This is a genomic window from Pseudomonas donghuensis, assembly GCF_000696345.2.
GTDB lineage: Bacteria > Pseudomonadota > Gammaproteobacteria > Pseudomonadales > Pseudomonadaceae > Aquipseudomonas > Aquipseudomonas donghuensis.
Map to the genome: position 1 here is coordinate 2,163,240 of NZ_CP071706.1, position 22,116 is coordinate 2,185,355.

Genomic DNA, 22,116 nt, shown 5'->3' on the forward strand with positions numbered 1-22,116 from the left:
GCATCAATGGCACTTTTACCACTGTCCGGCGCACTAACGAATAGAACGTACAAGGAGCGCACATGAACGAAACCGTCATGCAACACAAGGCGCTACTGGCGTTGCTGGTGCTGGTGACCATCGCCTTTGTCTGGATTCTCCTGCCATTCTATGGCGCCGTGTTCTGGGCGGTGATCCTCGGTATCGTCTTCGCCCCGCTGCAACGCCGCCTGTTGGCGCGCCTGGGCTGGCGGCGCAACCTGGCGGCCGGGCTGACTCTGTTCATCTGTCTGGTGATCGCAATCTTGCCGGTGATCATCATCAGTACCCTGCTGGTGCAGGAAGGCGCTGCGCTGTACAAGAGCATCGAGAGCGGCGAGCTGGACCTGGCCGGTTATATCGAGCGTTTCAAGAACATCCTTCCGGCCTTCGCGCAGAACTTTCTTGAGCGCATGGGCATGGGTGACCTGGCAGGCCTGCGCGACAAGATCGCCAAGGGCGCAATGCAGGGCAGCCAGTTCTTTGCCTCCCAGGCCTTCAGTTTTGGCCAGGGCACCTTCGATTTTCTGGTCAGCTTCGGCGTCATGCTCTACCTGCTGTACTTCTTCTTGCGTGATGGCGCCGAGCTGGTGCGCAAGATCCGCACGGCGGTGCCGCTGGCCGAGCAGCAGAAGCGTCGCCTGCAACTGAAGTTCAACCGCGTGGTGCGCGCCACGGTCAAAGGCAACCTGGTGGTGGCGGTGACCCAGGGCGCCCTCGGCGGCATCATTTTCTGGATTCTCGACATCCCCAGTGCCCTGGTCTGGGGGGTACTGATGACCTTCCTGTCGCTGCTGCCAGCGGTGGGCGCGGGGATCGTCTGGGCGCCGGTGGCGGTGTATTTCGTCGCTACCGGTGCGTTCTGGCAAGGCGCTGTGCTGACGGCCTATGGTGTGTTCGTGATCGGCCTGGTGGACAACGTGCTGCGCCCGATCCTGGTGGGCAAGGACACCAAGATGCCCGATTTCCTGATCCTGCTGTCCACCCTTGGCGGGTTGGCGGTATTCGGCCTCAATGGCTTTGTCATCGGCCCGCTGATCGCCGCGCTGTTCATCTCCAGCTGGGCGATCTTCGTCTCGACCAAGCCGCAGGTGCAATTGCCCAGTTAGCGGAAGCTGTACGACACCCCGGCGTAGACGCCGAAGCCTTCGCCCGGGGTCGAGCGGGCGGCGTCCGCCCCCTTGTCGTCGTAGCTCGGGGTAACGGTGGCGGCGTAGCGCTTGTTGGTCAGGTTGCGCAGGTCGAGCCAGGTTTGCCAGTCCTGTCTCGGCGAGTTGTAGCCCAGGGTGGCGCCGAGAATGGCATAGGCGTCGGCCGGGTAGCTGTTGGCGTAGTCGACCTGGACCTTGGACGCCATCTGCGTGTTGATCCCTGCATACAAGCCGCTGGGCAGGTCGAAGCGCAACTCGGCCTGGTAGTAGTGCATGGGGATGCCCGGCAGACGGTTGTCGCCAAACGTATCGTCGTCGCGGTAGTGGAAGTCGCTGAAGGTGTAGGCCTGGCGCAGGGACAGCTTGCCGACCGCGGCGCGCTCCCAGAGCAGGCTGTCGAGGCCCGCCTCGATGCCCTGGTGCACGGTTGGGCTGGCGTTGAACTCCTTGGCGGGCTGGCCTTGTACGATCTCCACGGCCAGCAGCTCATGGCGCACCTGCGAGTAGTACCAGGCCAGGTCCCAGCGACCGATGGACGACTCGCCGCGGGCACCCAGCTCCAGGGTGGTGGCGGTCTGGTTGTGCATTTCAATCGGTTGCGTGGCGCTGGTCGAGCTCCAGATCAGCGACCACGGGTGCGGCGGCTCCACCGAGCGGCTGAGGTTGCCATAGACCTGCAACTGCGGGCTGATGTCATAGCGCAGGCCCAGGCGCGGTGCGTAGTCCCAGTCACTCTGGCTGACCTTGCCGCCGTTGTCCGGATAGGTCACCGCGCTCTCGCGGCGAGTGTAGATCGCCGCCAGGCCGCTGGTCAGCCACAGGTCCGGGATCAGTTCCAGTTCGTTGCCAACATGCAGGACGCTGTCCGAACCCTGGTAGGTGAAGTCACGAGTTTTCTCACCGAATACCCCATTGACCCGCGAGTATTGCGAAGCACCGCTGTTGGGCAGGTGCTTGGTGGTACGCCAGCCGATGGTGGTTTTGCTCGCGTGTCCGAACAGGGTGTGGCGGCGCTGATAATTCAGGGTGCCGCTGACGTCGGTGTAGGCGACCTTCAGGCGCATCGGGCCTTCACGCAGATCCATCGGATAGTCGTGATAGACAAGGCCTGCTTCCAGTTGCGAATCGTCATCGAGATAAAAGGTGGTCTTGTTTCCCAGCCAGGTACTGCCCGGCTGCGGACGGCTGTCATCACGTGTCAGGTAGGCCGGGTTGGCCGCACGCGGATGGTGCTTGATCTGATCCTTGGTCAGGCGCCCGGCTAGGTCGTTCTCGGTTTCCCGGTAGCGCAGGTAGAAGCGGGTTTCCAGGTTCGGGTTGAAACGGTAGCCGACGTTGGCGGCGACGCCCTTGCTGCTGCCGCTGCTGTGATCCTGGTAGCCGTCGTATTCCGAATCGGTCAGCGCTACGTAGTAGTCCAGGTCACCCAATACCTGGCCGGAGCTGATCTGGCGCTTGGCGTAGCCGCGGCTGCCGAGCTCGTAGCGCAGTTGCAGCGGTGCGGCGTCGCGGCCGGTGTGGGAGATGTAGTCGATGGCGCCGCCCAGGGCCAGTGAACCCTTGTCGAAACCGTTGGCGCCGCGCAGCACCTCGGCGCGGTTCAGCCACAGCGGTTCGAACAATTCATAAGGGGTGCCGCCGGGGCCGGTGAGCGGCAGGCCGTCGAACATCGTGTACACGCCCGAGCCATGGGCGCCGGGGGCGCGGTTGATGCCGGAGCCGCGGATCGACAGCTTGATGCCGTCGTTGCCGGCCGACTGGGCGAACACCCCCGGCTGGTAGGCCAGTACGTCCTGGTTACTGGCGACCCGGCCTTGCTCCACTCGCTGCATGTCGATCAGGTTGCTGGCGCCGGGCACCTGCTGCAGGCGTTCGCGAGCATCCTGCAGCTCGCTGTGTTCCTGTTCCTGGATCAGCACCTGGCCGAGTTCGATGCCATCGCCGGCCTGGGCCGACGCGGCACAGGAGATCAGCAAGGCGAGGGCGGAGCGGGGTAGGGTGGGGCGCATCGAGGGGGTTCCGGGACTGTGAGCGGGTATCTGACGTCGCAACTATCAGACGAAGCACAGTCGCCGATCTGTACCGGCCTCATCGCTGGCAAGCCAGCGATGGTTGCAGAGCGGCCCAAAACAAAACACCCCGCCGAAGCGGGGTGTTTGTCAGTGCCTGATCGATCAACCGATCAGTTGCAGGCCTGCATGCTGGACCATGTCCAGCAGTGGCTGCGGGTACACACCCAGCACGAAGGCGAGGATGGCGATGGCCAGCAGCATGACGCCGCCGGTGCGCTGTTCCCAGTTCAGCGGGGCGTCGTGGCGACGCAGGTTTGGCTCGATCAGGAACAGGGTGACCATCACGCGCAGGTAGTAGAACACGCCGATGGCACTACCGATCACCAGGGCACCGACCAGCCACCACAGCTGCGACTCGACGCCGGTAGCGATGATGTAGAACTTGCCGATGAAGCCTGCGGTCAGTGGAATACCGGCCAGCGACAGCATCATCACGGTCAGCACCGCGGTCAGGTACGGACGGCGCCAGAACAGGCCGCGATACTCGTACAGGGCGTCAGCGTCGCGACCGTTGTATGGCGACGACATCAGGGTGATCACGCCGAAGGCACCGAGGCTGGTGATCACGTAGGTGACCAGGTACACGCCGATGGCTTCAACCGCCAGGCCCTTGCTTGCCACCAGGGCGATCAGCAGGTAACCGAAGTGGGCAATCGAGGAGTAACCGAGCAGACGCTTGAGGTTGCTCTGGGTCAGCGCCAGCAGGTTGCCGATCAGGATCGAGGCGACAGCGATAATCGACAGCACGGTGGTCAGCACGCCGCTGCTGGCAGCAGGGGAGAGCATGAACAGGCGCACCACGACGGCGAACACGGCAACCTTGCTGGCGGTGGCCAGGAAGGCGGCGACCGGTGCCGGAGCACCCTCGTAGACGTCCGGGGTCCACAGGTGGAACGGCACCAGCGACAGTTTGAAGGCCAGGCCGACCAGCATCATGCCCAGGCCCAGTTGGGCGAGCATGCTCGGCATGCTGGTGGTTGCCAGGGCCTTGCCGATGCCGTCGAAGCTCAGGCTGCCGGCGTCGGCATACAGCAGCGCCATGCCGAACAGCAGGAAGGCGGAACCGGCGGCCGAGAGCACCATGTATTTGATGCCGGCTTCCAGCGAGCGCTTGTTGAAGAAGGCATAGGCAACCAGGCCATAGACCGGTACCGACAGCAGTTCCAGGCCGATGAACAGGCCTGCCAGGTGCTGCGCGCTGACCAGTACCAGGCCGCCCAGGGCCGACATGAGGATCAGCAGGTACAGCTCTTCGCGGTTGCCTGGGTAGCCCTTGCCGCCATCACCCAGATACGCATGGGCGAGGGTGACGCAAGCCAGGGTGGCGACCAGGATCAGCGCCATGTACAGGCAGGCGAAGTTGTCGATGGTCAGCAGTGGGGTGACTGCCAGCGGCGCGACCTTCAGGGCCGGGATGATCGACAGCAGGGCCAGGTTCAGGCCCACGATAGACAGCAGGAAGGTTTGCGAGTGGTTGCGCCGCCAAGCGATCGCCAGCATCACCACAACTGTGGTGATGGTGGTGATCAGCAGCGGCGCAAGCGCGATAAAGTGTTGAATCGTCAGGTCCATAGCGCTCTTACCGGGCCGAAGCGAGTTGAGTGAAAGCGGTACCGAACCACTGCTGCACACCGCTCATGGTGGCGGCAGAAGTGTCCAGGAACGGCTGCGGGTAGATGCCCAGCAGGATCAGCAGGCCAGCCAGGCCCAGTACCATGATCATTTCGCGGGTGTCCATGCCAGCCAGGACTTCATCGGATTTGGCCGGGCCGAAGTAGGCGCGGTGAATCATGATCAGCGAGTACACCGAACCGAACACCAGGCCGCAAGTGGCGAGGACAGTGACCCATGGCGAAGCGACAAAGCTACCGATCAGGATCAGGAATTCGCCAACGAAGTTACCGGTGCCCGGCAGGCCCAGGGACGCGGCGGCGAAGAACAGGCTGATGGCCGGCAGGTAGGCGATGCGGTGCCACAGGCCACCCATCTGACGCATGTCACGGGTGTGCAGGCGCTCGTACAGCTGGCCGGCGAGGATAAAGAGTGCCGCAGCCGACAGGCCGTGAGCCAGCATCTGGATCACCGCACCTTGCAGCGCTTGCTGGCTGCCGGAGTAGATACCGATCAGCACGAAGCCCATGTGCGAAACGCTGGAGAAGGCGACCAGACGCTTGATGTCGGTCTGGGCGAACGCCAGGAAGGCACCGTAGAAAATCCCGATCAGACCCAGGGTCATGGCGATCGGCGCAAACTCGGCCGAGGCATTCGGGAACAGCGGCAGGGCGAAACGCAGCAGGCCGTAGGCCGCGGTCTTCAGCAAGATACCGGCAAGGTCGACGGAACCTGCGGTCGGTGCCTGGGCGTGAGCGTCAGGCAGCCAGGAATGGAACGGTACCACCGGCAGCTTGACCGCGAAGGCGATGAAGAAGCCGAGCATCAGCAGGTATTCGGTGCCAGCCGGCAGTTCGGCCTTGAGCAACTGGGTGTAGTCGAAGGTGATCACACCGGTGTTGCTGTAGTTGACCAGGACCAGGCCAAGGATCGCCACCAGCATGATCAGGCCGCTGGCCTGGGTGAAGATGAAGAACTTGGTCGCGGCGTAGATCCGGGTCTTCTTGCCGTCCGAGGAGCTGTGACCCCAGAGCGCGATGAGGAAATACATCGGCACCAGCATCATTTCCCAGAAGAAGAAGAACAGGAACAGGTCCAGGGCCAGGAACACACCGACCACGCCGCCGAGGATCCACATCAGGTTGAGGTGGAAGAAGCCGACGTGACGCTGGATCTCTTTCCAGGAGCACAGTACCGAAAGCACACCCAGCAGGCCGGTGAGCAGGATCATCAGCAGCGACAGGCCGTCGAGGGCCAGGTGCAGGCTGATGCCGAAGCGCTCGATCCACAGCACTTTGAATTCGACCGCCCACTCAGGCGCAGCGCCCGGTGCAGGGGCCAGGGTGTAGTCCCCGTTGGCCCACAGCCAGAGGCCGATACCAAGCAGCAGGGACATGGTCAGCAGCGCAATCCAGCGTGGCAGGGTGGCGCCGAAGCGCTCACCCAGCCAGCACAGCAGGCCGCCGATGAAGGGGATCAGGATCAGCCAAGGCAAAATCATGACGGGCTCAATTCCTTTCGCAAAGTCGCAAGGTTCATATCAGACCGCAGCCATTACAACGGCACCGAGCACAAGCACGGCACCTACGGCGATCGAAGCGGTGTACCAGCGCAGCTGACCGGTTTCGGTTTTGCTCATGGCGGCATGACCGCCCTTGGCCATACGCGGAATCAGGCCAATACTGCGGTCAACCGGATCCTTGCGCAGGATGTGGGCGATCAGCAGGTAAGGTTTGACGAACAGCTTGTCGTAGATCCAGTCGAAGCCCCAGGCGGCGAACCACCAGGCCGACAGCACGCGACCGATGCCGCTGCTGGCAATCGCGGTGACCAGGCGACGCTTGCCCAGGAACAGCACCGCGGCCAGCAGGATACCGGCAATGGCGATGGCGCCCGAGGCGATTTCCAGGCTGTGCTTGGCTTCGCCGCCGGCATGGCCGACGCTCTGCGGCAGCACGCCCGCCAGTGGTGGATGAATCCAGGCACCGACGAAGGTCGACAGCACGATCAGCACGCCCAGCGGCAGCCAGTGGGAAATCCCGTGGCCGGCGTGAGCTTCGGTCTTGGCTTCGCCGTGGAAGGCGATGAAGATCAGGCGGAAGGTGTACAGCGAGGTCATGAAGGCACCGACCAGGCCGGCGTACAGCAGACCGTTGTTGCCGCTGGCAAAGGCTTCCCAGAGGATCTCGTCCTTGGAGTAGAAGCCTGCGGTCAGCAGCGGCAGGGCAGCCAGGGCGGCACCACCGACGATGAAGCTGGCATACGCCAATGGCAGTTTCTTCCACAGGCCGCCCATCTTGAAGATGTTCTGCTCGTGGTGGCAGGCAACGATCACCGCACCGGAAGCAAGGAACAGCAGGGCCTTGAAGAAGGCGTGGGTCATCAGGTGGAAGATCGCGCCTTCCCAGGCACCAACGCCCAGGGCCAGGAACATGTAGCCGATCTGGCTCATGGTCGAGTAGGCGAGGATACGCTTGATGTCGGTCTGTACCAGGGCGGCAAAACCGGCCAGCACCAGGGTCACGCCGCCAACCACACCGACCAGGTGCAGGATGTCGGGAGCCAGGGCGAACAGGCCGTGGGTACGGGCAATCAGGTAGACGCCAGCGGTCACCATGGTTGCCGCGTGGATCAGTGCCGAAACCGGAGTAGGGCCGGCCATCGCGTCGGCAAGCCAGGTCTGCAGCGGCAGCTGGGCGGATTTACCGACCGCACCACCGAGCAGCATCAGGGTCGCCAGGACCATCCAGAAATCACCCGCCTGGAACTTCTGCGGTGCCAGTACCAGCAGCTCCTGCACGTTCAGGGTGCCGAGCTGGGCGAACAGGATGAACAGGCCGATGGCCATGAACACGTCGCCGATACGGGTAACGATGAAGGCCTTGAGTGCGGCGTTACCGTTGTTGCGGTTGCTGTAGTAGAAACCGATCAACAGGTACGAGCACAGGCCCACGCCTTCCCAACCGAAGTAGATGAACAGCAGGTTGTCGCCCAGCACCAGGAACAACATGCTGGCAATGAACAGGTTGGTGTAGGCGAAGAAGCGCGAGTAGCCGGCTTCACCACGCATGTACCAGGAGGCGAACAGGTGGATCAGAAAGCCCACACCGGTGACCACGCCGAGCATGGTGATCGACAGACCATCCACGTACAGGGTGAAGTTCGGTGTAAAGCGGTCCACCGACATCCACTGCCACAGCAGCTGGCTGTACGCGCCGCCATCCGGCGGGGCGACGTTGAACTGCCAGATCACGTAGGCGGCCACGGCGGCCGAGAGGCCCACCGAACCGACGCCGACCAGCGCCGACAGGTTCTCGGACCAGCGACCGCGCGAGAACGACAGCAGCAGGAAGCCGATCAGGGGGAATACGAACGTCAGGAAGATAAGGTTCATCCGCGCATCTCACTGGCTGCATCGATGTCGAGAGTGTGGAAGCGGCGATACAGCTGCAGCAGGATCGCCAGGCCGATACTGGCCTCGGCGGCTGCCAGGCTGATCACCAGGATGAACATGATCTGTCCATCCGGCTGCGCCCAACGGCTACCGGCGACAATGAACGCCAGTGCCGAGGCGTTCATCATGATTTCCAGGCTCATCAACACGAAAAGAATGTTGCGGCGCACCATCAGGCCGACAAGGCCGAGGCAGAACAGGATGCCGGCGACTGCCAGGCCATGCTCGAGAGGAATTGCAGACATGTGATTACTCCTTCGCCTCGTTGCGGCCGAGGTGGAAAGCCGTCACTGCTGCGGCAAGCAGCAGCATCGAGGCCAGTTCCACCACCAGCAGGTAAGGACCATACAGGCTGATGCCGACGGCCTTGGCGTCAACGGTAGTGTGGCCAATGCCGCCGCCGCTTTCGCTGGCGAACAGCACGTACAGCAGCTCGACCAGCAGCAGTGCGCCAAGCACCACCGGGCCAAGCCAGATGCCCGGCTTGAGCCAGCCACGTTCCTGGGCGACCGAAGCCGGCCCGAGGTTGAGCATCATCACCACGAAGACGAACAGCACCATGATGGCGCCAGCGTAGGCGATCACTTCCAGAACACCGGCGAACGGAGCGCCGAGGGCGAAGAAGGTCATCGCCACGGAGATCAGCGAAATGATCAGGTAGAGCAGGGCGTGCACGGGGTTGGTGTTGGTGATCACCCGAAGGGTGGACACCACAGCGACACCGGATGCGAAATAGAAAGCGAATTCCATCTTTCTTCCTTAAGGGAGCAAGCTCTTCACGTTGATCGGCTCGGCTTCGTTCTGCGCGGCGCCTTTCGGCTTGCCGGCAACAGCCATACCTGCAACACGGTAGAAGTTGTAGTCAGGGTTCTTGCCGGGGCCGGAGATCAGCAGATCTTCTTTCTCGTACACCAGGTCCTGACGTTTGAACTCGGCCATCTCGAAATCCGGCGTGAGCTGGATCGCGGTGGTCGGGCAGGCTTCCTCGCAGAGGCCGCAGAAAATGCAACGGGAGAAGTTGATGCGGAAGAACTCCGGGTACCAACGACCGTCTTCTGTTTCGGCTTTCTGCAGCGAGATGCAACCGACCGGGCACGCCACGGCACACAGGTTGCACGCTACACAGCGCTCTTCGCCATCCGGGTCGCGGGTCAGGACGATGCGGCCACGGTAGCGTGGCGGCAGGTAGACCGGCTCTTCGGGGTATTGCAGGGTGTCACGTTTGCGAAAACCGTGAGAGAACACCATCACCAGGCTGCGCAGCTGGGTGCCTGTGCCCTTAACGATGTCGCCAATATACTTGAACATGGGTCAAATCCTCACTGGGCCGCAACAGCTGGCGTGTTGAGCAACACGAGCGCAGCGGTCACCAGCAAATTGATCAGGGTCAGCGGCAGGCAGAACTTCCAGCCGAAGTCCATCACCTGGTCATAGCGTGGGCGCGGGATCGAGGCGCGCAGCAGGATGAACAGCATGATGAAGAACGCGGTCTTCAGGGCGAACCAAATGAACGGGATCTGCGGCAGGATGCCGAACGGACCGTGCCAGCCACCGAAGAACAGGGTCACCAACAGCGCCGAGACCAGGATGATGCCGATGTATTCACCGACGAAGAACATGCCCCACTTCATGCCGGCATATTCAATGTGGTAACCATCGGCCAGTTCCTGTTCCGCTTCCGGCTGGTCGAAGGGGTGACGGTGAGTCACGGCGACGCCTGCGATGAAGAAGGTGCAGAAACCGAAGAACTGCGGAATGATGAACCACAGGTTCTGGGCCTGGTAGTCGACGATGTCGCGCATGTTGAACGAGCCAGCCTGGGCAACGATGCCCATCAGCGCCAGGCCCATGAACACTTCGTACGACACGGTCTGGGCCGAGGCCCGCAGGCTGCCGAGCAGGGCGTACTTGTTGTTCGACGACCAGCCGGCGAACAGTACGGCGTACACCGACAGACCGGCCATGGCGAAGAAGAACAGCACGCCGATATTCAGGTCCGCGACACCCCAGGTCGGGGTGATCGGGATGATCGCGAAGGCGATCAGCAAGGCGCTCATGGCCACCACCGGCGCCAGGGTGAAGATCACCTTGTCGACGAAGGGCGGGTTCCAGTCTTCCTTGAAGAACATCTTCAGCATGTCGGCAGCGATCTGGAACATGCCGAACGGGCCGACGCGGTTCGGACCGTAACGGTCCTGCCACCAGCCCAGCAGGCGCCGCTCGACGAAGCTGAGCAGCGCACCGCAGACCACCACGGCCAGCAAGACCACGACGGCCTTGATGACGGTGATGATCACATCGATCACTTCAGGGGTGAACCAGGTCATTGTGCTGCCTCCTGCAGGCCTTCGACGGATGCACCGAAGATGGCTGGCGGAATGCCGGCCAGGCCTTTCGGCAGGGCAACCAGGCCTGCGCCCAGTTCTTCATTGATGCGCAGCGGCAGACGCAGGGTCTGGCCTGCCACGGTCAGGCTAAGCATGGCGCCGTCGTTGACACCCAGGCGGTCGGCTTCGGACTTGGCCAGGGCCACGTAGGCCGCTGGGATGCGCTCTTGCACCGGGGCGGCGCGCGAGGAGTTCTCTTCGCTGCCGAACAGGTGGTAGAACGGCACCGCTTGCCAGGTGCCACGGGCCGGGGCGAAGGCCGCCGGTACGCTGGCGAACCAGTTCAGCTTGTCACCCTGGGTTTCGATCAGGCGGGTGCCCGGGTCGCCTGCGCGCAGGTGACCGCCGACCTCGTCCTGGAACTTGTTCCAGGCTTGCGGCGAGTTCCAGCCCGGCGACCAGGCGAACGGCACTTGCGAGCGCGGTTCGGCCGAACCCGAGTAACCTTCCATCGAGAAGGCGAACGCGGAGTCTTTGTCTTGCGGGGTACGCGGCTCGTGCACGCTGATGTCGGCGCGCATGGCAGTACGGCCGGAGTAGCGCAGCGGCTCACGCGCAAGCTTCATGCCCTTGATGCGGAACGAAGCGGACGGTGCGGCGTTGACGATGCCGGTCAGTTGCGGCGCGGCAGCGGCGCAGGCGTTGGTAACGTGATCCAGCTGGGTCCAGTCGACCGGCTTGTTGAGCAGGGTGGCACGCAGGGCGTGCATCCAGCGCCAGCCTTCGTGAACCAGGATGCTGCTGTCCAGGTAGGTAGGGTCGAACACCTGGAAGAAGCGCTGGGCACGGCCTTCCTGGCTGACCAGGGTACCGTCGCCTTCGGCAAACGATGCAGCTGGCAGCACCAGGTGGGCGCGGTCGGTAGTGGCGGTCTTCTGGTGATCGGCAACGATGACTACTTTGGCAGCGGCCAGGGCAGCGTCGACCTTGGCAGCGCAGACGCGGCTGTACAGGTCGTTTTCCATCACGACGATGGCGTCGGCCTTGCCTTCGATCACCGCATCCAGGGCGGCATCGATCGACTCGCCGCCGAGCATGGCCAGGCCGAGGCTGTTGGCCTCAGGGACCACCAGGCTCAGCGAGCCGTTCTTCTCGCGCAGCTTCAGGGCCTTGGCGATGTTGGCCGCCGCCTCGATCAGGGCGTTGGAGCCCAGCGAGGTACCGGCAACCACCAGCGGACGGTTGGCGGTAACCAGGGCGTCGGCGATGCGCTTGGCCAGGGCCAGGGCTTCGGCGTCCAGGCCTTCGACGGCTGGCGCGCTCGGGTCGATGGCGTGAGCCACGGCAAAACCGATGCGGGCGAGGTCGTCCGGCGCTGCGTGCACGCACTCTTCGGCCACGTCATCGAGCTTGGTTTCGGCCAGGCTTGCGATAAACAGCGGGTACATGGCGTGCTGGCCGATGTTCTTCACCGCGGCGTCGAGCCAAGGCTGAACACGCATGGCATCGGCCATGGCTTCGGCCTTGCCCTTGACCGACTGGCGCAGGGCCAGGGCGACACGGGCGGCGGTCTGGGTCAGGTCTTCGCCGAGGACGAATACCGCGTCATGGTCTTCCATGTCGCGCAGGGTCGGGACCGGCAGCGGGCTGTCGTTGAGTACTTGCAGGGCCAGGCGCACGCGGGCCAGCTCACCGGCTTCCATACCCGAGTAGAAGTGCTCGGCGCCGACCAGCTCGCGCAGGCCATAGTTGCTTTCGAGGCTGGCACGCGGCGAGCCGATACCGACGATGTTGCGCCCGCGCAGCATGTCCGCGGCCTTGTCCAGGGCGGCATCCAGGCTCAGCTTGGTGCCGTCGGCCAGCAGCGGCTGACGTGGACGGTCGGTGCGGTTGACGTAGCCATAGCCGAAGCGGCCACGGTCGCAGAGGAAGTACTGGTTGACCGAACCATTGAAGCGGTTTTCGATCCGGCGCAGTTCGCCGTAACGCTCACCCGGGCTGATGTTGCAACCGCTGGAGCAGCCATGGCAGATGCTTGGTGCAAACTGCATGTCCCATTTGCGGTTGTAGCGCTCGGAGTGGGTCTTGTCGGTGAACACACCGGTCGGGCAGACCTCGGTGAGGTTGCCGGAGAACTCGCTCTCGAGGGTGCCGTCTTCAACGCGACCGAAGTAGACGTTGTCGTGGGCACCGAACACGCCCAGGTCGGTACCGCCGGCGTAGTCCTTGTAGTAACGCACGCAACGGTAGCAGGCGATGCAGCGGTTCATCTCGTGGGAGATGAACGGGCCGAGCTCCTGGTTCTGGTGGGTACGCTTGGTGAAACGGTAGCGGCGCTCGTTGTGGCCGGTCATTACCGTCATGTCTTGCAGGTGGCAGTGACCGCCTTCCTCGCACACCGGGCAGTCGTGCGGGTGGTTGGTCATCAGCCATTCGACGACGCTGGCACGGAATACCTTGGCTTCTTCGTCTTCGATGGAGATCCAGCTGCCATCGGAGGCAGGGGTCATGCAGGACATGACGATACGACCACGGGTGTCGTTCTCGTCGGTGTACTGCTTGACCGCGCACTGGCGGCAGGCGCCGACGCTACCGAGCGCCGGGTGCCAGCAGAAATAGGGGATGTCGAGGCCGAGCGACAGACACGCCTGTAACAGGTTGTCTGCGCCGTTGACTTCGAGCTCTTTGCCGTCTACGTGGATAGTGGCCATGGTTCAAAGTTCTTCGTTGGCCCGCGTCTGCGGGCGTGGCTAATGGAAATCTGTGTGCCTGCAGCCCGCTACAGGTGTCCCCGGGCGAGCTGGGCAGGCAGCGGGCGGCACGGACCGCCCGCGTTGTTATTCGTTATGCGCCGACGACGATCGGCTTCGCCAGGTCCGGGCGCAGGCCGGCAGCGGCAGCGACCGGTGCCTGGGCGGCAATGCCAGCCTCGAACTCAGGGCGGAAGTACTTGATCGCGCTACCCAGCGGCTCAACGGCGCCCGGTGCGTGTGCACAGAAGGTCTTGCCTGGGCCGAGGAAGCCGACCAGACCCAGCAGGGTCTCGATGTCGCCCTGCTGGCCCTGGCCTTTTTCGAGGGCGCGCAGGAGCTTGACGCTCCACGGCAGGCCGTCGCGGCACGGGGTGCAGAAGCCACAGGATTCACGGGCAAAGAACTCTTCCATGTTGCGCAGCAGCGAGACCATGTTGATGCTGTCGTCCACGGCCATCGCCAGGCCGGTACCCATGCGGGTGCCGACCTTGGCGATGCCACCGGCGTACATTTGTGCATCCAGGTGCTCGGGCAGCAGGAAACCGGTACCGGCGCCGCCTGGCTGCCAGCACTTGAGCTTGAAACCATCGCGCATGCCGCCGGCGTAGTCTTCGAACAGCTCGCGGGCAGTGACGCCGAACGGCAGCTCCCACAGGCCAGGGTTCTTGACCTTGCCGGAGAAGCCCATCAGCTTGGTGCCGTGGTCTTCACTGCCTTCGCGGGCCAGCGACTTGTACCAGTCGATGCCGTTGCCGACGATGGCCGGCACGTTGCACAGGGTCTCGACGTTGTTCACGCAGGTCGGCTTGCCCCACACGCCAACGGCGGCAGGGAAGGGCGGCTTGGAGCGCGGGTTGGCGCGGCGGCCTTCGAGGGAGTTGATCAGCGCGGTTTCTTCACCGCAGATGTAGCGCCCGGCACCGGTGTGGACGAACAGCTCGAAGTCAAAGCCGCTGCCGAGGATGTTCTTGCCCAGCAGGCCTGCAGCCTTGGCTTCCTCGACCGCGCGGTTGAGGTTGCGCGCTGCGGTGGTGTATTCGCCACGCAGGAAGATATAACCGCGGTAGGCTTTCAGCGCGCGGGCGCTGATCAGCATGCCTTCGATCAGCAGATGGGGCTGTTGCTCCATCAGCATGCGGTCTTTCCAGGTGTTGGGTTCCATTTCGTCCGCATTGCACAGCAGGTAGCGGATGTTCATGGATTCGTCTTTGGGCATCAGGCCCCATTTGACGCCGGTGGGGAAGCCCGCACCGCCACGGCCCTTGAGGCCGGAATCTTTAACGGTCTGGACGATATCGTCCTGGGACATTTGCGCCAGGGCCTTGCGGGCGGCGGCGTAGCCGTCCTTGGCCTGGTACTCGTCGAGCCAGACCGGCTCGCCGTCGTCACGCAGGCGCCAGGTCAGCGGATGGGTCTCGGCCGAACGCGCAATGCGGTTGGCCGGGCCGAAGGAAGTGATGGTCATGCGTAACCCTCCAGCAGTTTGGCGACGCCAGCAGGCTGCACGTCGCCAAAAGTGTCGTCGTCGATCATCAGCGCCGGGGCCTTGTCGCAGTTACCCAGGCAGCACACCGGCAGCAGGGTGAAACGCCCGTCCGCGGTGGTCTGGCCAAGGCCGATGCCCAGCTCGCTCTGGATCTGGCTGACCACCGACTCGTGGCCGCCGATGTAGCAGACCATGCTGTCGCAGACGCGGATGATGTGCCGGCCAACCGGCTGACGGAAGATCTGACTATAGAAGGTGGCCACGCCTTCGACGTCGCTGGCAGGAATGCCGAGCACTTCGCCGATGGCATAGATGGCGCCGTCCGGCACCCAGCCGCGTTCCTTCTGGACGATCTTCAGGGCTTCGATGGACGCCGCGCGCGGGTCCTCGTAGTGATGCATCTCGTGCTCGATGGCCGAGCGCTCGGTTTCGCTCAGGGCGAAACGGTCGGTTTGGATAAGCGTGCTGTTCATGCTTAGCGGTCCACGTCAGCCATAACGAAGTCGATACTGCCCAGGTACGCAATGAGGTCCGCGACCATGCTGCCGCGGATCACCGAAGGGATCTGCTGCAGGTGCGGGTAGCTCGGGGTACGGATCCGGGTGCGGTAGCTCATGGTGCCGCCGTCGCTCGTCAGGTAGTAACTGTTGATGCCCTTGGTCGCCTCGATCATCTGGAAGGATTCGTTGGCCGGCATGACCGGGCCCCACGAAACCTGCAGGAAGTGAGTGATCAGGGTTTCGATGTGCTGCAGGGTGCGCTCTTTCGGCGGCGGCGTGGTCAGCGGGTGATCCGCCTTGTACGGGCCTTCCGGCATGTTGCGCAGGCACTGGTCGATGATGCGGATACTCTGGCGCATTTCCTCGACACGGACCATGCAGCGATCGTAGGCATCGCCGTTGTGGGCCAGCGGTACTTCGAACTCGAAGTTCTCGTAGCCGGAGTAAGGGCGGGCCTTGCGCAGGTCGAAGTCAAGACCGGTGGAACGCAGGCCGGCACCGGTGACGCCCCATTCCAGGGCCTCTTTGGTGTTGTACTGGGCAACGCCGATGGTCCGGCCCTTGAGGATGCTGTTCTGCAGGGCGGCCTTGGTGTACTCGTCGAGGCGCTTTGGCAGCCAGTCGACGAAGTCCTTCACCAGTTTTTCCCAGCCGCGCGGCAGGTCGTGGGCAACACCACCGATGCGGTACCAGGCCGGGTGCAGACGGAAGCCGGTGATGGCTTCGATCACGGTGTAGGCGCGCTGACGGTCGGTGAAGGTGAAGAACACCGGGGTCATGGCACCGACGTCCTGGATGTAGGTACCCAGGAACAGCAGGTGGCTGGTGATGCGGAAGAACTCGGCGAGCATGATGCGGATCACGTCGACCTTCTGCGGCACCTGGATGCCGGCCAGCTTCTCCACCGCCAGTACGTACGGCAGGTTGTTCATCACCCCGCCGAGGTAGTCGATACGGTCGGTGTAGGGGATGAAGCTGTGCCAGGACTGACGCTCGGCCATTTTCTCGGCACCACGGTGGTGGTAGCCGATGTCCGGGACGCAGTCGACGATCTCTTCGCCGTCCAGCTGCAGGACGATACGGAAGGCACCGTGGGCCGAAGGGTGGTTCGGGCCCAGGTTGAGGAACATGTAGTCCTCGTTGGTGCCCTGGCGCTTCATGCCCCAGGCTTCAGGGTTGAAGCGCGCGGCCTCTTCCTCGAGCTGCTGCTTGGCCAGGGTCAGGCTGTACGGATCGAATTCGGTGGCGCGGGCAGGGTAGTCCTTGCGCAGCGGGTGACCTTCCCAGGTCGGTGGCATCATGATCCGGGTCAGGTGCGGGTGGCCGGCAAAGTCGATGCCGAACATGTCCCAGACTTCACGCTCGTACCAGTTGGCGTTGGGCCAGATGCCGGTGACGGTCGGCAGGTTCAGGTCGCCTTCGCTCAAGGCCACCTTGATCATCACGTCGCTGTTCCGCTCCACCGACAGCAGGTGGTAGAAGACGCTGAAGTCGGCGCCCGGCAGGCCGCGGCGCTGGGTGCGCAGGCGCTCGTCGACGCCGTGCAGGTCGTAGAGCATGCTGTACGGCTTGGCGACATTGCGCAGGAAACCCAGCACGTCCTTGAGTTTTTCGCGGGTAACCCAAAGCACCGGCATGCCGGTGCGGGTTTCCTGGGCGACGAACGCTTCGGGGCCGAATTTGTTGTTCAGTTCGACGACCACATCCTGGTCGTCAGCCTTGTAAGGCGGGATATAAATAGCGGTGTCCGCTGTCATGGTCTCGGTCGCTTTCGGTCAACGTAGAGAATGAAGCCAGGCTGCCTGTCGCGCATGCGCAGGCAACAGGTCGCTGGATCAGACTTCGTCGGGGCTGCGCAGGTTGGTGACCTGGATGCGCTGTTCACGGCGTTGCTCTTTCTGCGACGGCATCTCGGCACGGTAAATGCCTTGATCGCCGACAACCCAGGAAAGAGGACGACGCTCCTGGCCAATCGACTCCTGCAACAGCATCAGGCCTTGCAGGAAGGCTTCAGGGCGAGGCGGGCAGCCAGGCACGTAGACATCCACGGGGAGGAACTTGTCGACCCCCTGAACGACCGAGTAAATGTCGTACATGCCGCCGGAGTTGGCGCACGAGCCCATGGAAATGACCCACTTGGGCTCGAGCATCTGCTCGTACAGGCGCTGGATGATCGGCGCCATCTTGATGAAGCAGGTGCCGGCGATGACCATGAAGTCGGCCTGGCGCGGCGAAGCCCGGATGACTTCGGCGCCAAAGCGGGCGATGTCGTGGGGCGCCGTGAAGGCCGTGGTCATTTCCACGTAGCAGCAGGAGAGGCCGAAGTTGTACGGCCACAGGGAGTTCTTACGCCCCCAGTTGACCGCGCCACTGAGCACATCTTCAAGTTTGCCCATGAAGATGTTCTTGTGGACCTGGTCCTCTAGCAGCGAATCGGAGACGGTTTCCCGCTCTCCGATTGGATATTGCTCGTTGGGAGCATCCGGGTCGATTCTGGTGAGATTGTATTGCATTGCCAAAGCCTCATTGTTTCAGCTTCGCTTGCCGCTTGCGACGACCTTCGGGAGCCCAATCAAGTGCCCCGACGCGCCATAGGTAGACAAGACCTGCCAACAGAATTGCTATGAAAACGAGTGCTTCGACGAATCCGGTCCAGCCGCTTTCGCGGACGGACACAGACCATGCAAAGAGAAAGAGGGCTTCGATATCGAAGATCACGAACAGCATCGCGACCAGATAGAATTTGGCTGACAGGCGCAAGCGGGCGCCGCCAGTGGGCAGCATGCCGGACTCGAAGGGTTCGTTCTTGCTGCGGCCCCAGGCCTTGCTGCCGAGCAGGGCGGAAAGACCGAGCATGAAGGCGCACAGGCCTACGACACCCAAAAGGAAAATGGCAAAGCCCCAGTTGTGGGCGATGAGTCCTGTCGAATCGGGCATGCTGAAAATCCTTATACAGAGACCAGGCTCTGCGGCTTGAAAAGAAGTAGAGCAGTGACGATATGTCGCAGCGGAATCTATCGCGCTGATTTTATGGGTAAACCCGGTGCAAGTAAAATTTCTGCAGCAAATTTATTCGTAAGATTAAGAACAAAAATCTTTCGTAACAGGCTGCAGGCCACGTGGAACGGGCATTGCCCCGGGTTCTGTTAATTATGTTTCTTGCAACGCGTAATGAACCCGCAACTTCGTAATGATAATTAATATCATTTGAGGGTGCGTTATTAGCCCTACTGTTCGAGTCAACTACAAAGTTGTGCAACATAGGCGTCACCTGCAAGTTTTCACACCTTGTGTTTTAACCTGTTTTTTCTTGCCCTGCCGCGCTCTGGATCAAGGCTTTTGTCGATTGCCTGGTGTAGGCCGAGGCGGCGATAGCCCACTGGCCCAGCCAGTAGGCGAGGATAATCAGGTACTGGGCGGCAGCGAATGGGCTGACGAAGCGGTCGATCCCGATCAGGCTGTCGGAAAACACAAACGCCAGCGCGCCCAGCGCCGCCAGGCCGCCGCAGGCCAGGGCGCGCCAGAGCATGGCGCTGATGGCCAGGGCATAAACGCTGACCGGAATCAGCAATTCACCCAGGCCGGAACTGATCAGCAGCCCCAGCAGCGCCGCACCGACAATCGCCGAACCCAACAGCGCAGCGGGCGCCAGTTGGCGGTTCTCGCCCAGGTAGCCGCGCAGATAGGCCAGGTGTGCACAGAGAAAGGCCGCCAGGCCAAACACGAACAGGTCGCCAGGCACGGCCAGCAGAATGTCGCCAAGCAGTGAGAAACCCAGGCCAATAATGATCCAGCGCCGGTAGGCGGTGGGCTCGGCGCTACTCAGCCAGCAGATCAGCGCCAGCACCGGGAACGGTTTGACCGCCAGGCCCAGCAGCGCGTTGCCGCTGGCCAGTGCATATAGATAGAAGGCAGCGCCCGGCAGGGCCAGGCAGAGCAGGGTGACAGGGCGGGGCATGGCCGATCCTTGGTGTTGTTGTGCACCTAGCATAGCCAATGGCAATTAATAAGGAAGCCCTGTGCATTTGCTGGGGACCCTATCGCTGGCACCACCAAGTCCTGATAAAAAACAAAACCCGGAGCCCCATCACAGGCCCCGGGTTTTGCGTGTTACCCGAATGTCAGCAACCGATCAGCGATCAGTGGAACTGCTCTTCTTCAGTCGAACCGGTCAGTGCGGTTACCGAAGACTTGCCACCCTGGATCACGGTGGTCATGTCGTCGAAGTAACCGGTGCCGACTTCCTGCTGGTGGGCCACGAAGGTGTAGCCTTTCGAGGCGTCAGCGAACTCTTGCTCTTGCAGCTTCACGTAGGCGGTCATGTCGTTGCGGGCGTAGTCGTGCGCCAGGTTGAACATGCCGTGCCACATGTTGTGGATACCGGCCAGGGTGATGAACTGGTGCTTGTAGCCCATGGCCGACAGTTCGCGCTGGAACTTGGCGATGGTTGCGTCGTCCAGGTTCTTCTTCCAGTTGAAGGAAGGCGAGCAGTTGTACGACAGGATCTGGTCCGGGTATTCCTTCTTGATCGCTTCGGCAAAGCGGCGAGCTTCGTCCAGGTCCGGCTTGGCGGTTTCACACCAGATCAGGTCGGCGTATGGCGCGTAAGCCAGGCCGCGGGCGATGGCTTGATCGAGGCCGGCGCGAACCTTGTAGAAGCCTTCCTGGGTGCGCTCGCCAACCACGAATGGCTGGTCGTACGGGTCGCAGTCGCTGGTCAAGAGGTCCGCGGCGTTGGCGTCGGTACGGGCCAGGATGATGGTCGGTACACCGGCTACGTCAGCCGCCAGGCGGGCAGCGGTCAGCTTCTGTACGGCTTCCTGGGTTGGAACCAGTACCTTGCCGCCCATGTGGCCGCACTTTTTCACCGAGGCCAGCTGGTCTTCGAAGTGAACGCCGGCGGCGCCTGCTTCGATCATGTTCTTCATCAGCTCGTAGGCGTTCAGGACGCCGCCGAAACCGGCTTCGGCGTCAGCCACGATCGGGGCGAAGTAGTCGACGTAGCCTTCGTCGCCCGGGTTCTTGCCGGCTTTCCACTGGATCTGGTCGGCGCGACGGAACGAGTTGTTGATGCGCTTGACCACGGTAGGAACCGAATCCACCGGGTACAGCGACTGGTCTGGGTACATGGACTCGGCCGAGTTGTTGTCGGCAGCCACTTGCCAGCCGGACAGGTAGATTGCCTGGATACCGGCTTTGACCTGTTGCACGGCCTGGCCGCCGGTCAGGGCGCCCATGCAGTTGACGAAATCTTTCTCTGGACGGAAGGACGGGTGTGCGCCCTGGGTGACCAGCTTCCACAGCTTCTCGGCACCCAGGCGGGCCAGGGTGTGCTCAGGCTGGATCGAGCCACGCAGACGAACGACATCAGCGGCGGTGTAGGTACGGGTCACGCCTTTCCAGCGCGGGTTCTCGGCCCAGTCTTTTTCGAGGGCTGCAATTTGCTGTTCGCGTGTCAGTGCCATGGAAATAAACCTCGTCGCATCGGTCTTTGGTAAAAATTCGCGCTCTCTACTGCGCAGATCAGAAGCCTGGCAAAGGTCAGTATGGGCGAAATATGCGACGGTCGAACGATGGGGGCTCGAAGGGGGAAGTGAGCAGGTGGGCGAGGTTTTCGTTGCAGGGTGGCTCGTGGTTGCCGAACTGCAAAGAACAGTGCTGCCGGGTACCTTTTGATGCGCTTCCGTCCCTCGGGACAACTTCGTTCCAGTCGCAATCTCGTCAAACTGCCTTGTGGGCGGTACAGACACGAGCCGGCTCAGGTGGGTGGGTTAGAGCGCGGCTCGAAGGCCCTTGCCAGGGCCTCTGATCAGCGGGAGCGGGGCCATCATGCCTCGACGTTTCGGGGTCGTCAAATGTTTTGTAGTGGTTTTTTATAACCACTACATCTTTGGTCTAATACGACTCGTCAGTCAGTTTCGAGGCCTTTGGTCGAGGCCTTGATTTGTCTGGGTTCAGTCCAAAGCGTCGACTTTTACCCGCAATGTCATGTTTTCACCGCGCTGGGTGCTGTAGCTGAGGGCCGAAGCACTGCGTTCGGACTGACTCTGCTGGTTGACCCCTGCCAGCGTGATCCACTCACCGAGCTTGCCGGTGACTTTTGTGTCGGTACTTTGCACCTTCACTACATCGGGACGTTCCTGGCTCATCCGGTCATTGTTGGTACTGATGTTCAGGTGCACGGTGTCGCCAGTGACGCTGGCAGTGACGTAAAAACCCTGGGTGACGTTGCGGTATTCAGTGTCGCTCTGCACTCGACCATCGCTGTCGGTGCTGGTACTGGTGACCGGGATGCTCTGGCCGACCTGGATCAGTGCCGGGCTGCCCTCGCTGGCCTGGACCTGCTGCAGGCCGCCTTCGCGGTTGCTGGTGCCGTAGCGAATGACCCGGGCATTGCCGCGGTTGTCCTGGAAATTGCTGTCGTTGTTGTCGACGCTGATCAGCAGTCGACGCGGCGCGGTATCCAGCTGTTGCAGCAGGGAGCGCAGGTCGTCGATGCGCTCGGGTTCGGCGTTGACGATCAGTTTGTTCTCGAAGGCGCTGACGCTGCCGTCCTTGCCGATGAAGGCTTGCGCGGTGGGGAGGATTTCAGCGCTGGTGCGATGGTTCAGCGGCAGGACTTCAGTGGCGGCCAGCGTACTCAGGCTGAACGACAGAAGCAGGGAGGCGAGAAGGGGGCGTAGCGGCATGTCCATGATCTCCGCGAGTGGAGTGGACATGATGGCAAATTTGTAGCAGTTATGG

At 62.4% G+C, this 22,116-nt stretch carries 18 protein-coding genes; 1 reads left to right on the forward strand and 17 read right to left on the reverse strand.

Annotated features, from left to right (window positions below; all coding sequences use genetic code 11):
* Nucleotides 1-62: 62 nt before the first annotated feature.
* A complete protein-coding gene (locus BV82_RS09905) occupies nt 63-1,127 on the forward strand; it encodes an AI-2E family transporter (RefSeq protein WP_036994524.1) in 1,065 nt (354 codons plus the stop codon).
* Here BV82_RS09905 and BV82_RS09910 read toward each other — a convergent pair.
* The 17 genes from BV82_RS09910 to BV82_RS09990 all read right to left on the reverse strand — a co-directional run bounded on the left by BV82_RS09910 (nt 1,124) and on the right by BV82_RS09990 (nt 22,091).
* On the reverse strand, nt 1,124-3,178 hold the full coding sequence (locus BV82_RS09910; protein WP_036994525.1) for a TonB-dependent receptor family protein: 2,055 nt from the start codon (nt 3,176-3,178) through the stop codon (nt 1,124-1,126). The two genes, BV82_RS09905 and BV82_RS09910, sit on opposite strands and share 4 nt — an antisense overlap.
* Nucleotides 3,179-3,343: 165 nt before the next feature.
* Complete coding sequence (gene nuoN / locus BV82_RS09915; RefSeq protein WP_010220413.1) at nt 3,344-4,813, reverse strand: NADH-quinone oxidoreductase subunit NuoN; 1,470 nt, start codon at nt 4,811-4,813, stop codon at nt 3,344-3,346.
* Nucleotides 4,814-4,820: 7 nt separating this feature from the next.
* Nucleotides 4,821-6,353, reverse strand: coding sequence for an NADH-quinone oxidoreductase subunit M (gene nuoM / locus BV82_RS09920; protein WP_010220412.1), 1,533 nt, complete (start codon nt 6,351-6,353; stop codon nt 4,821-4,823).
* A 39-nt stretch (nt 6,354-6,392) separates the two neighbouring features.
* Nucleotides 6,393-8,246 (reverse strand): NADH-quinone oxidoreductase subunit L, encoded by a 1,854-nt coding sequence (gene nuoL / locus BV82_RS09925; protein WP_010220411.1) that lies wholly within the window; start codon nt 8,244-8,246, stop codon nt 6,393-6,395.
* Nucleotides 8,243-8,551, reverse strand: coding sequence for an NADH-quinone oxidoreductase subunit NuoK (nuoK, locus tag BV82_RS09930; RefSeq protein ID WP_010220409.1), 309 nt, complete (start codon nt 8,549-8,551; stop codon nt 8,243-8,245). Before nuoK ends, nuoL begins: the two co-directional genes overlap by 4 nt.
* Nucleotides 8,552-8,555: 4 nt before the next feature.
* A complete protein-coding gene (gene nuoJ / locus BV82_RS09935; RefSeq protein ID WP_010220408.1) occupies nt 8,556-9,056 on the reverse strand; it encodes an NADH-quinone oxidoreductase subunit J in 501 nt (166 codons plus the stop codon).
* Nucleotides 9,057-9,065: 9 nt separating this feature from the next.
* Nucleotides 9,066-9,614: an NADH-quinone oxidoreductase subunit NuoI gene (gene nuoI / locus BV82_RS09940; protein WP_009400993.1), complete on the reverse strand. Its 549-nt coding sequence runs from the start codon at nt 9,612-9,614 to the stop codon at nt 9,066-9,068.
* Between the two features lie 11 nt (nt 9,615-9,625).
* Nucleotides 9,626-10,633: an NADH-quinone oxidoreductase subunit NuoH gene (nuoH, locus tag BV82_RS09945; RefSeq protein WP_036994526.1), complete on the reverse strand. Its 1,008-nt coding sequence runs from the start codon at nt 10,631-10,633 to the stop codon at nt 9,626-9,628.
* Nucleotides 10,630-13,344 (reverse strand): NADH-quinone oxidoreductase subunit NuoG, encoded by a 2,715-nt coding sequence (gene nuoG, locus BV82_RS09950; protein ID WP_010220404.1) that lies wholly within the window; start codon nt 13,342-13,344, stop codon nt 10,630-10,632. The genes nuoH and nuoG overlap by 4 nt, the downstream gene beginning before the upstream one ends.
* A 133-nt stretch (nt 13,345-13,477) precedes the next feature.
* Entirely contained in the window at nt 13,478-14,851 is a 1,374-nt protein-coding gene (nuoF, locus tag BV82_RS09955) for an NADH-quinone oxidoreductase subunit NuoF (protein WP_010220403.1), read from the reverse strand.
* Nucleotides 14,848-15,345: an NADH-quinone oxidoreductase subunit NuoE gene (gene nuoE, locus BV82_RS09960; protein WP_010220402.1), complete on the reverse strand. Its 498-nt coding sequence runs from the start codon at nt 15,343-15,345 to the stop codon at nt 14,848-14,850. The genes nuoF and nuoE overlap by 4 nt, the downstream gene beginning before the upstream one ends.
* Nucleotides 15,346-15,347: 2 nt before the next feature.
* Nucleotides 15,348-17,129, reverse strand: coding sequence for an NADH-quinone oxidoreductase subunit C/D (gene nuoC, locus BV82_RS09965; RefSeq protein ID WP_010220400.1), 1,782 nt, complete (start codon nt 17,127-17,129; stop codon nt 15,348-15,350).
* A gap of 78 nt (nt 17,130-17,207) precedes the next feature.
* A complete protein-coding gene (locus tag BV82_RS09970; protein ID WP_010220398.1) occupies nt 17,208-17,885 on the reverse strand; it encodes an NADH-quinone oxidoreductase subunit B in 678 nt (225 codons plus the stop codon).
* Between the two features lie 10 nt (nt 17,886-17,895).
* On the reverse strand, nt 17,896-18,309 hold the full coding sequence (locus BV82_RS09975; protein WP_010220397.1) for an NADH-quinone oxidoreductase subunit A: 414 nt from the start codon (nt 18,307-18,309) through the stop codon (nt 17,896-17,898).
* 358 nt (nt 18,310-18,667) lie between these two features.
* Entirely contained in the window at nt 18,668-19,330 is a 663-nt protein-coding gene (locus tag BV82_RS09980) for a lysoplasmalogenase (RefSeq protein ID WP_036994530.1), read from the reverse strand.
* Nucleotides 19,331-19,511: 181 nt separating this feature from the next.
* On the reverse strand, nt 19,512-20,837 hold the full coding sequence (aceA, locus tag BV82_RS09985; protein ID WP_010220395.1) for an isocitrate lyase: 1,326 nt from the start codon (nt 20,835-20,837) through the stop codon (nt 19,512-19,514).
* Nucleotides 20,838-21,326: 489 nt separating this feature from the next.
* A complete protein-coding gene (locus BV82_RS09990) occupies nt 21,327-22,091 on the reverse strand; it encodes a secretin N-terminal domain-containing protein (RefSeq protein WP_036994532.1) in 765 nt (254 codons plus the stop codon).
* Nucleotides 22,092-22,116: the final 25 nt, after the last annotated feature.

Coding starts and splice junctions, on each gene's coding strand:
- BV82_RS09905 (WP_036994524.1), top strand. CDS start 63: ATGAACGAAACCGTCATGCAACACAAGGCGCTACTGGCGTTGCTGGTG.
- BV82_RS09910 (WP_036994525.1), bottom strand. CDS start 3,178: ATGCGCCCCACCCTACCCCGCTCCGCCCTCGCCTTGCTGATCTCCTGT.
- nuoN (WP_010220413.1), bottom strand. CDS start 4,813: ATGGACCTGACGATTCAACACTTTATCGCGCTTGCGCCGCTGCTGATC.
- nuoM (WP_010220412.1), bottom strand. CDS start 6,353: ATGATTTTGCCTTGGCTGATCCTGATCCCCTTCATCGGCGGCCTGCTG.
- nuoL (WP_010220411.1), bottom strand. CDS start 8,246: ATGAACCTTATCTTCCTGACGTTCGTATTCCCCCTGATCGGCTTCCTG.
- nuoK (WP_010220409.1), bottom strand. CDS start 8,551: ATGTCTGCAATTCCTCTCGAGCATGGCCTGGCAGTCGCCGGCATCCTG.
- nuoJ (WP_010220408.1), bottom strand. CDS start 9,056: ATGGAATTCGCTTTCTATTTCGCATCCGGTGTCGCTGTGGTGTCCACC.
- nuoI (WP_009400993.1), bottom strand. CDS start 9,614: ATGTTCAAGTATATTGGCGACATCGTTAAGGGCACAGGCACCCAGCTG.
- nuoH (WP_036994526.1), bottom strand. CDS start 10,633: ATGACCTGGTTCACCCCTGAAGTGATCGATGTGATCATCACCGTCATC.
- nuoG (WP_010220404.1), bottom strand. CDS start 13,344: ATGGCCACTATCCACGTAGACGGCAAAGAGCTCGAAGTCAACGGCGCA.
- nuoF (WP_010220403.1), bottom strand. CDS start 14,851: ATGACCATCACTTCCTTCGGCCCGGCCAACCGCATTGCGCGTTCGGCC.
- nuoE (WP_010220402.1), bottom strand. CDS start 15,345: ATGAACAGCACGCTTATCCAAACCGACCGTTTCGCCCTGAGCGAAACC.
- nuoC (WP_010220400.1), bottom strand. CDS start 17,129: ATGACAGCGGACACCGCTATTTATATCCCGCCTTACAAGGCTGACGAC.
- BV82_RS09970 (WP_010220398.1), bottom strand. CDS start 17,885: ATGCAATACAATCTCACCAGAATCGACCCGGATGCTCCCAACGAGCAA.
- BV82_RS09975 (WP_010220397.1), bottom strand. CDS start 18,309: ATGCCCGATTCGACAGGACTCATCGCCCACAACTGGGGCTTTGCCATT.
- BV82_RS09980 (WP_036994530.1), bottom strand. CDS start 19,330: ATGCCCCGCCCTGTCACCCTGCTCTGCCTGGCCCTGCCGGGCGCTGCC.
- aceA (WP_010220395.1), bottom strand. CDS start 20,837: ATGGCACTGACACGCGAACAGCAAATTGCAGCCCTCGAAAAAGACTGG.
- BV82_RS09990 (WP_036994532.1), bottom strand. CDS start 22,091: ATGTCCACTCCACTCGCGGAGATCATGGACATGCCGCTACGCCCCCTT.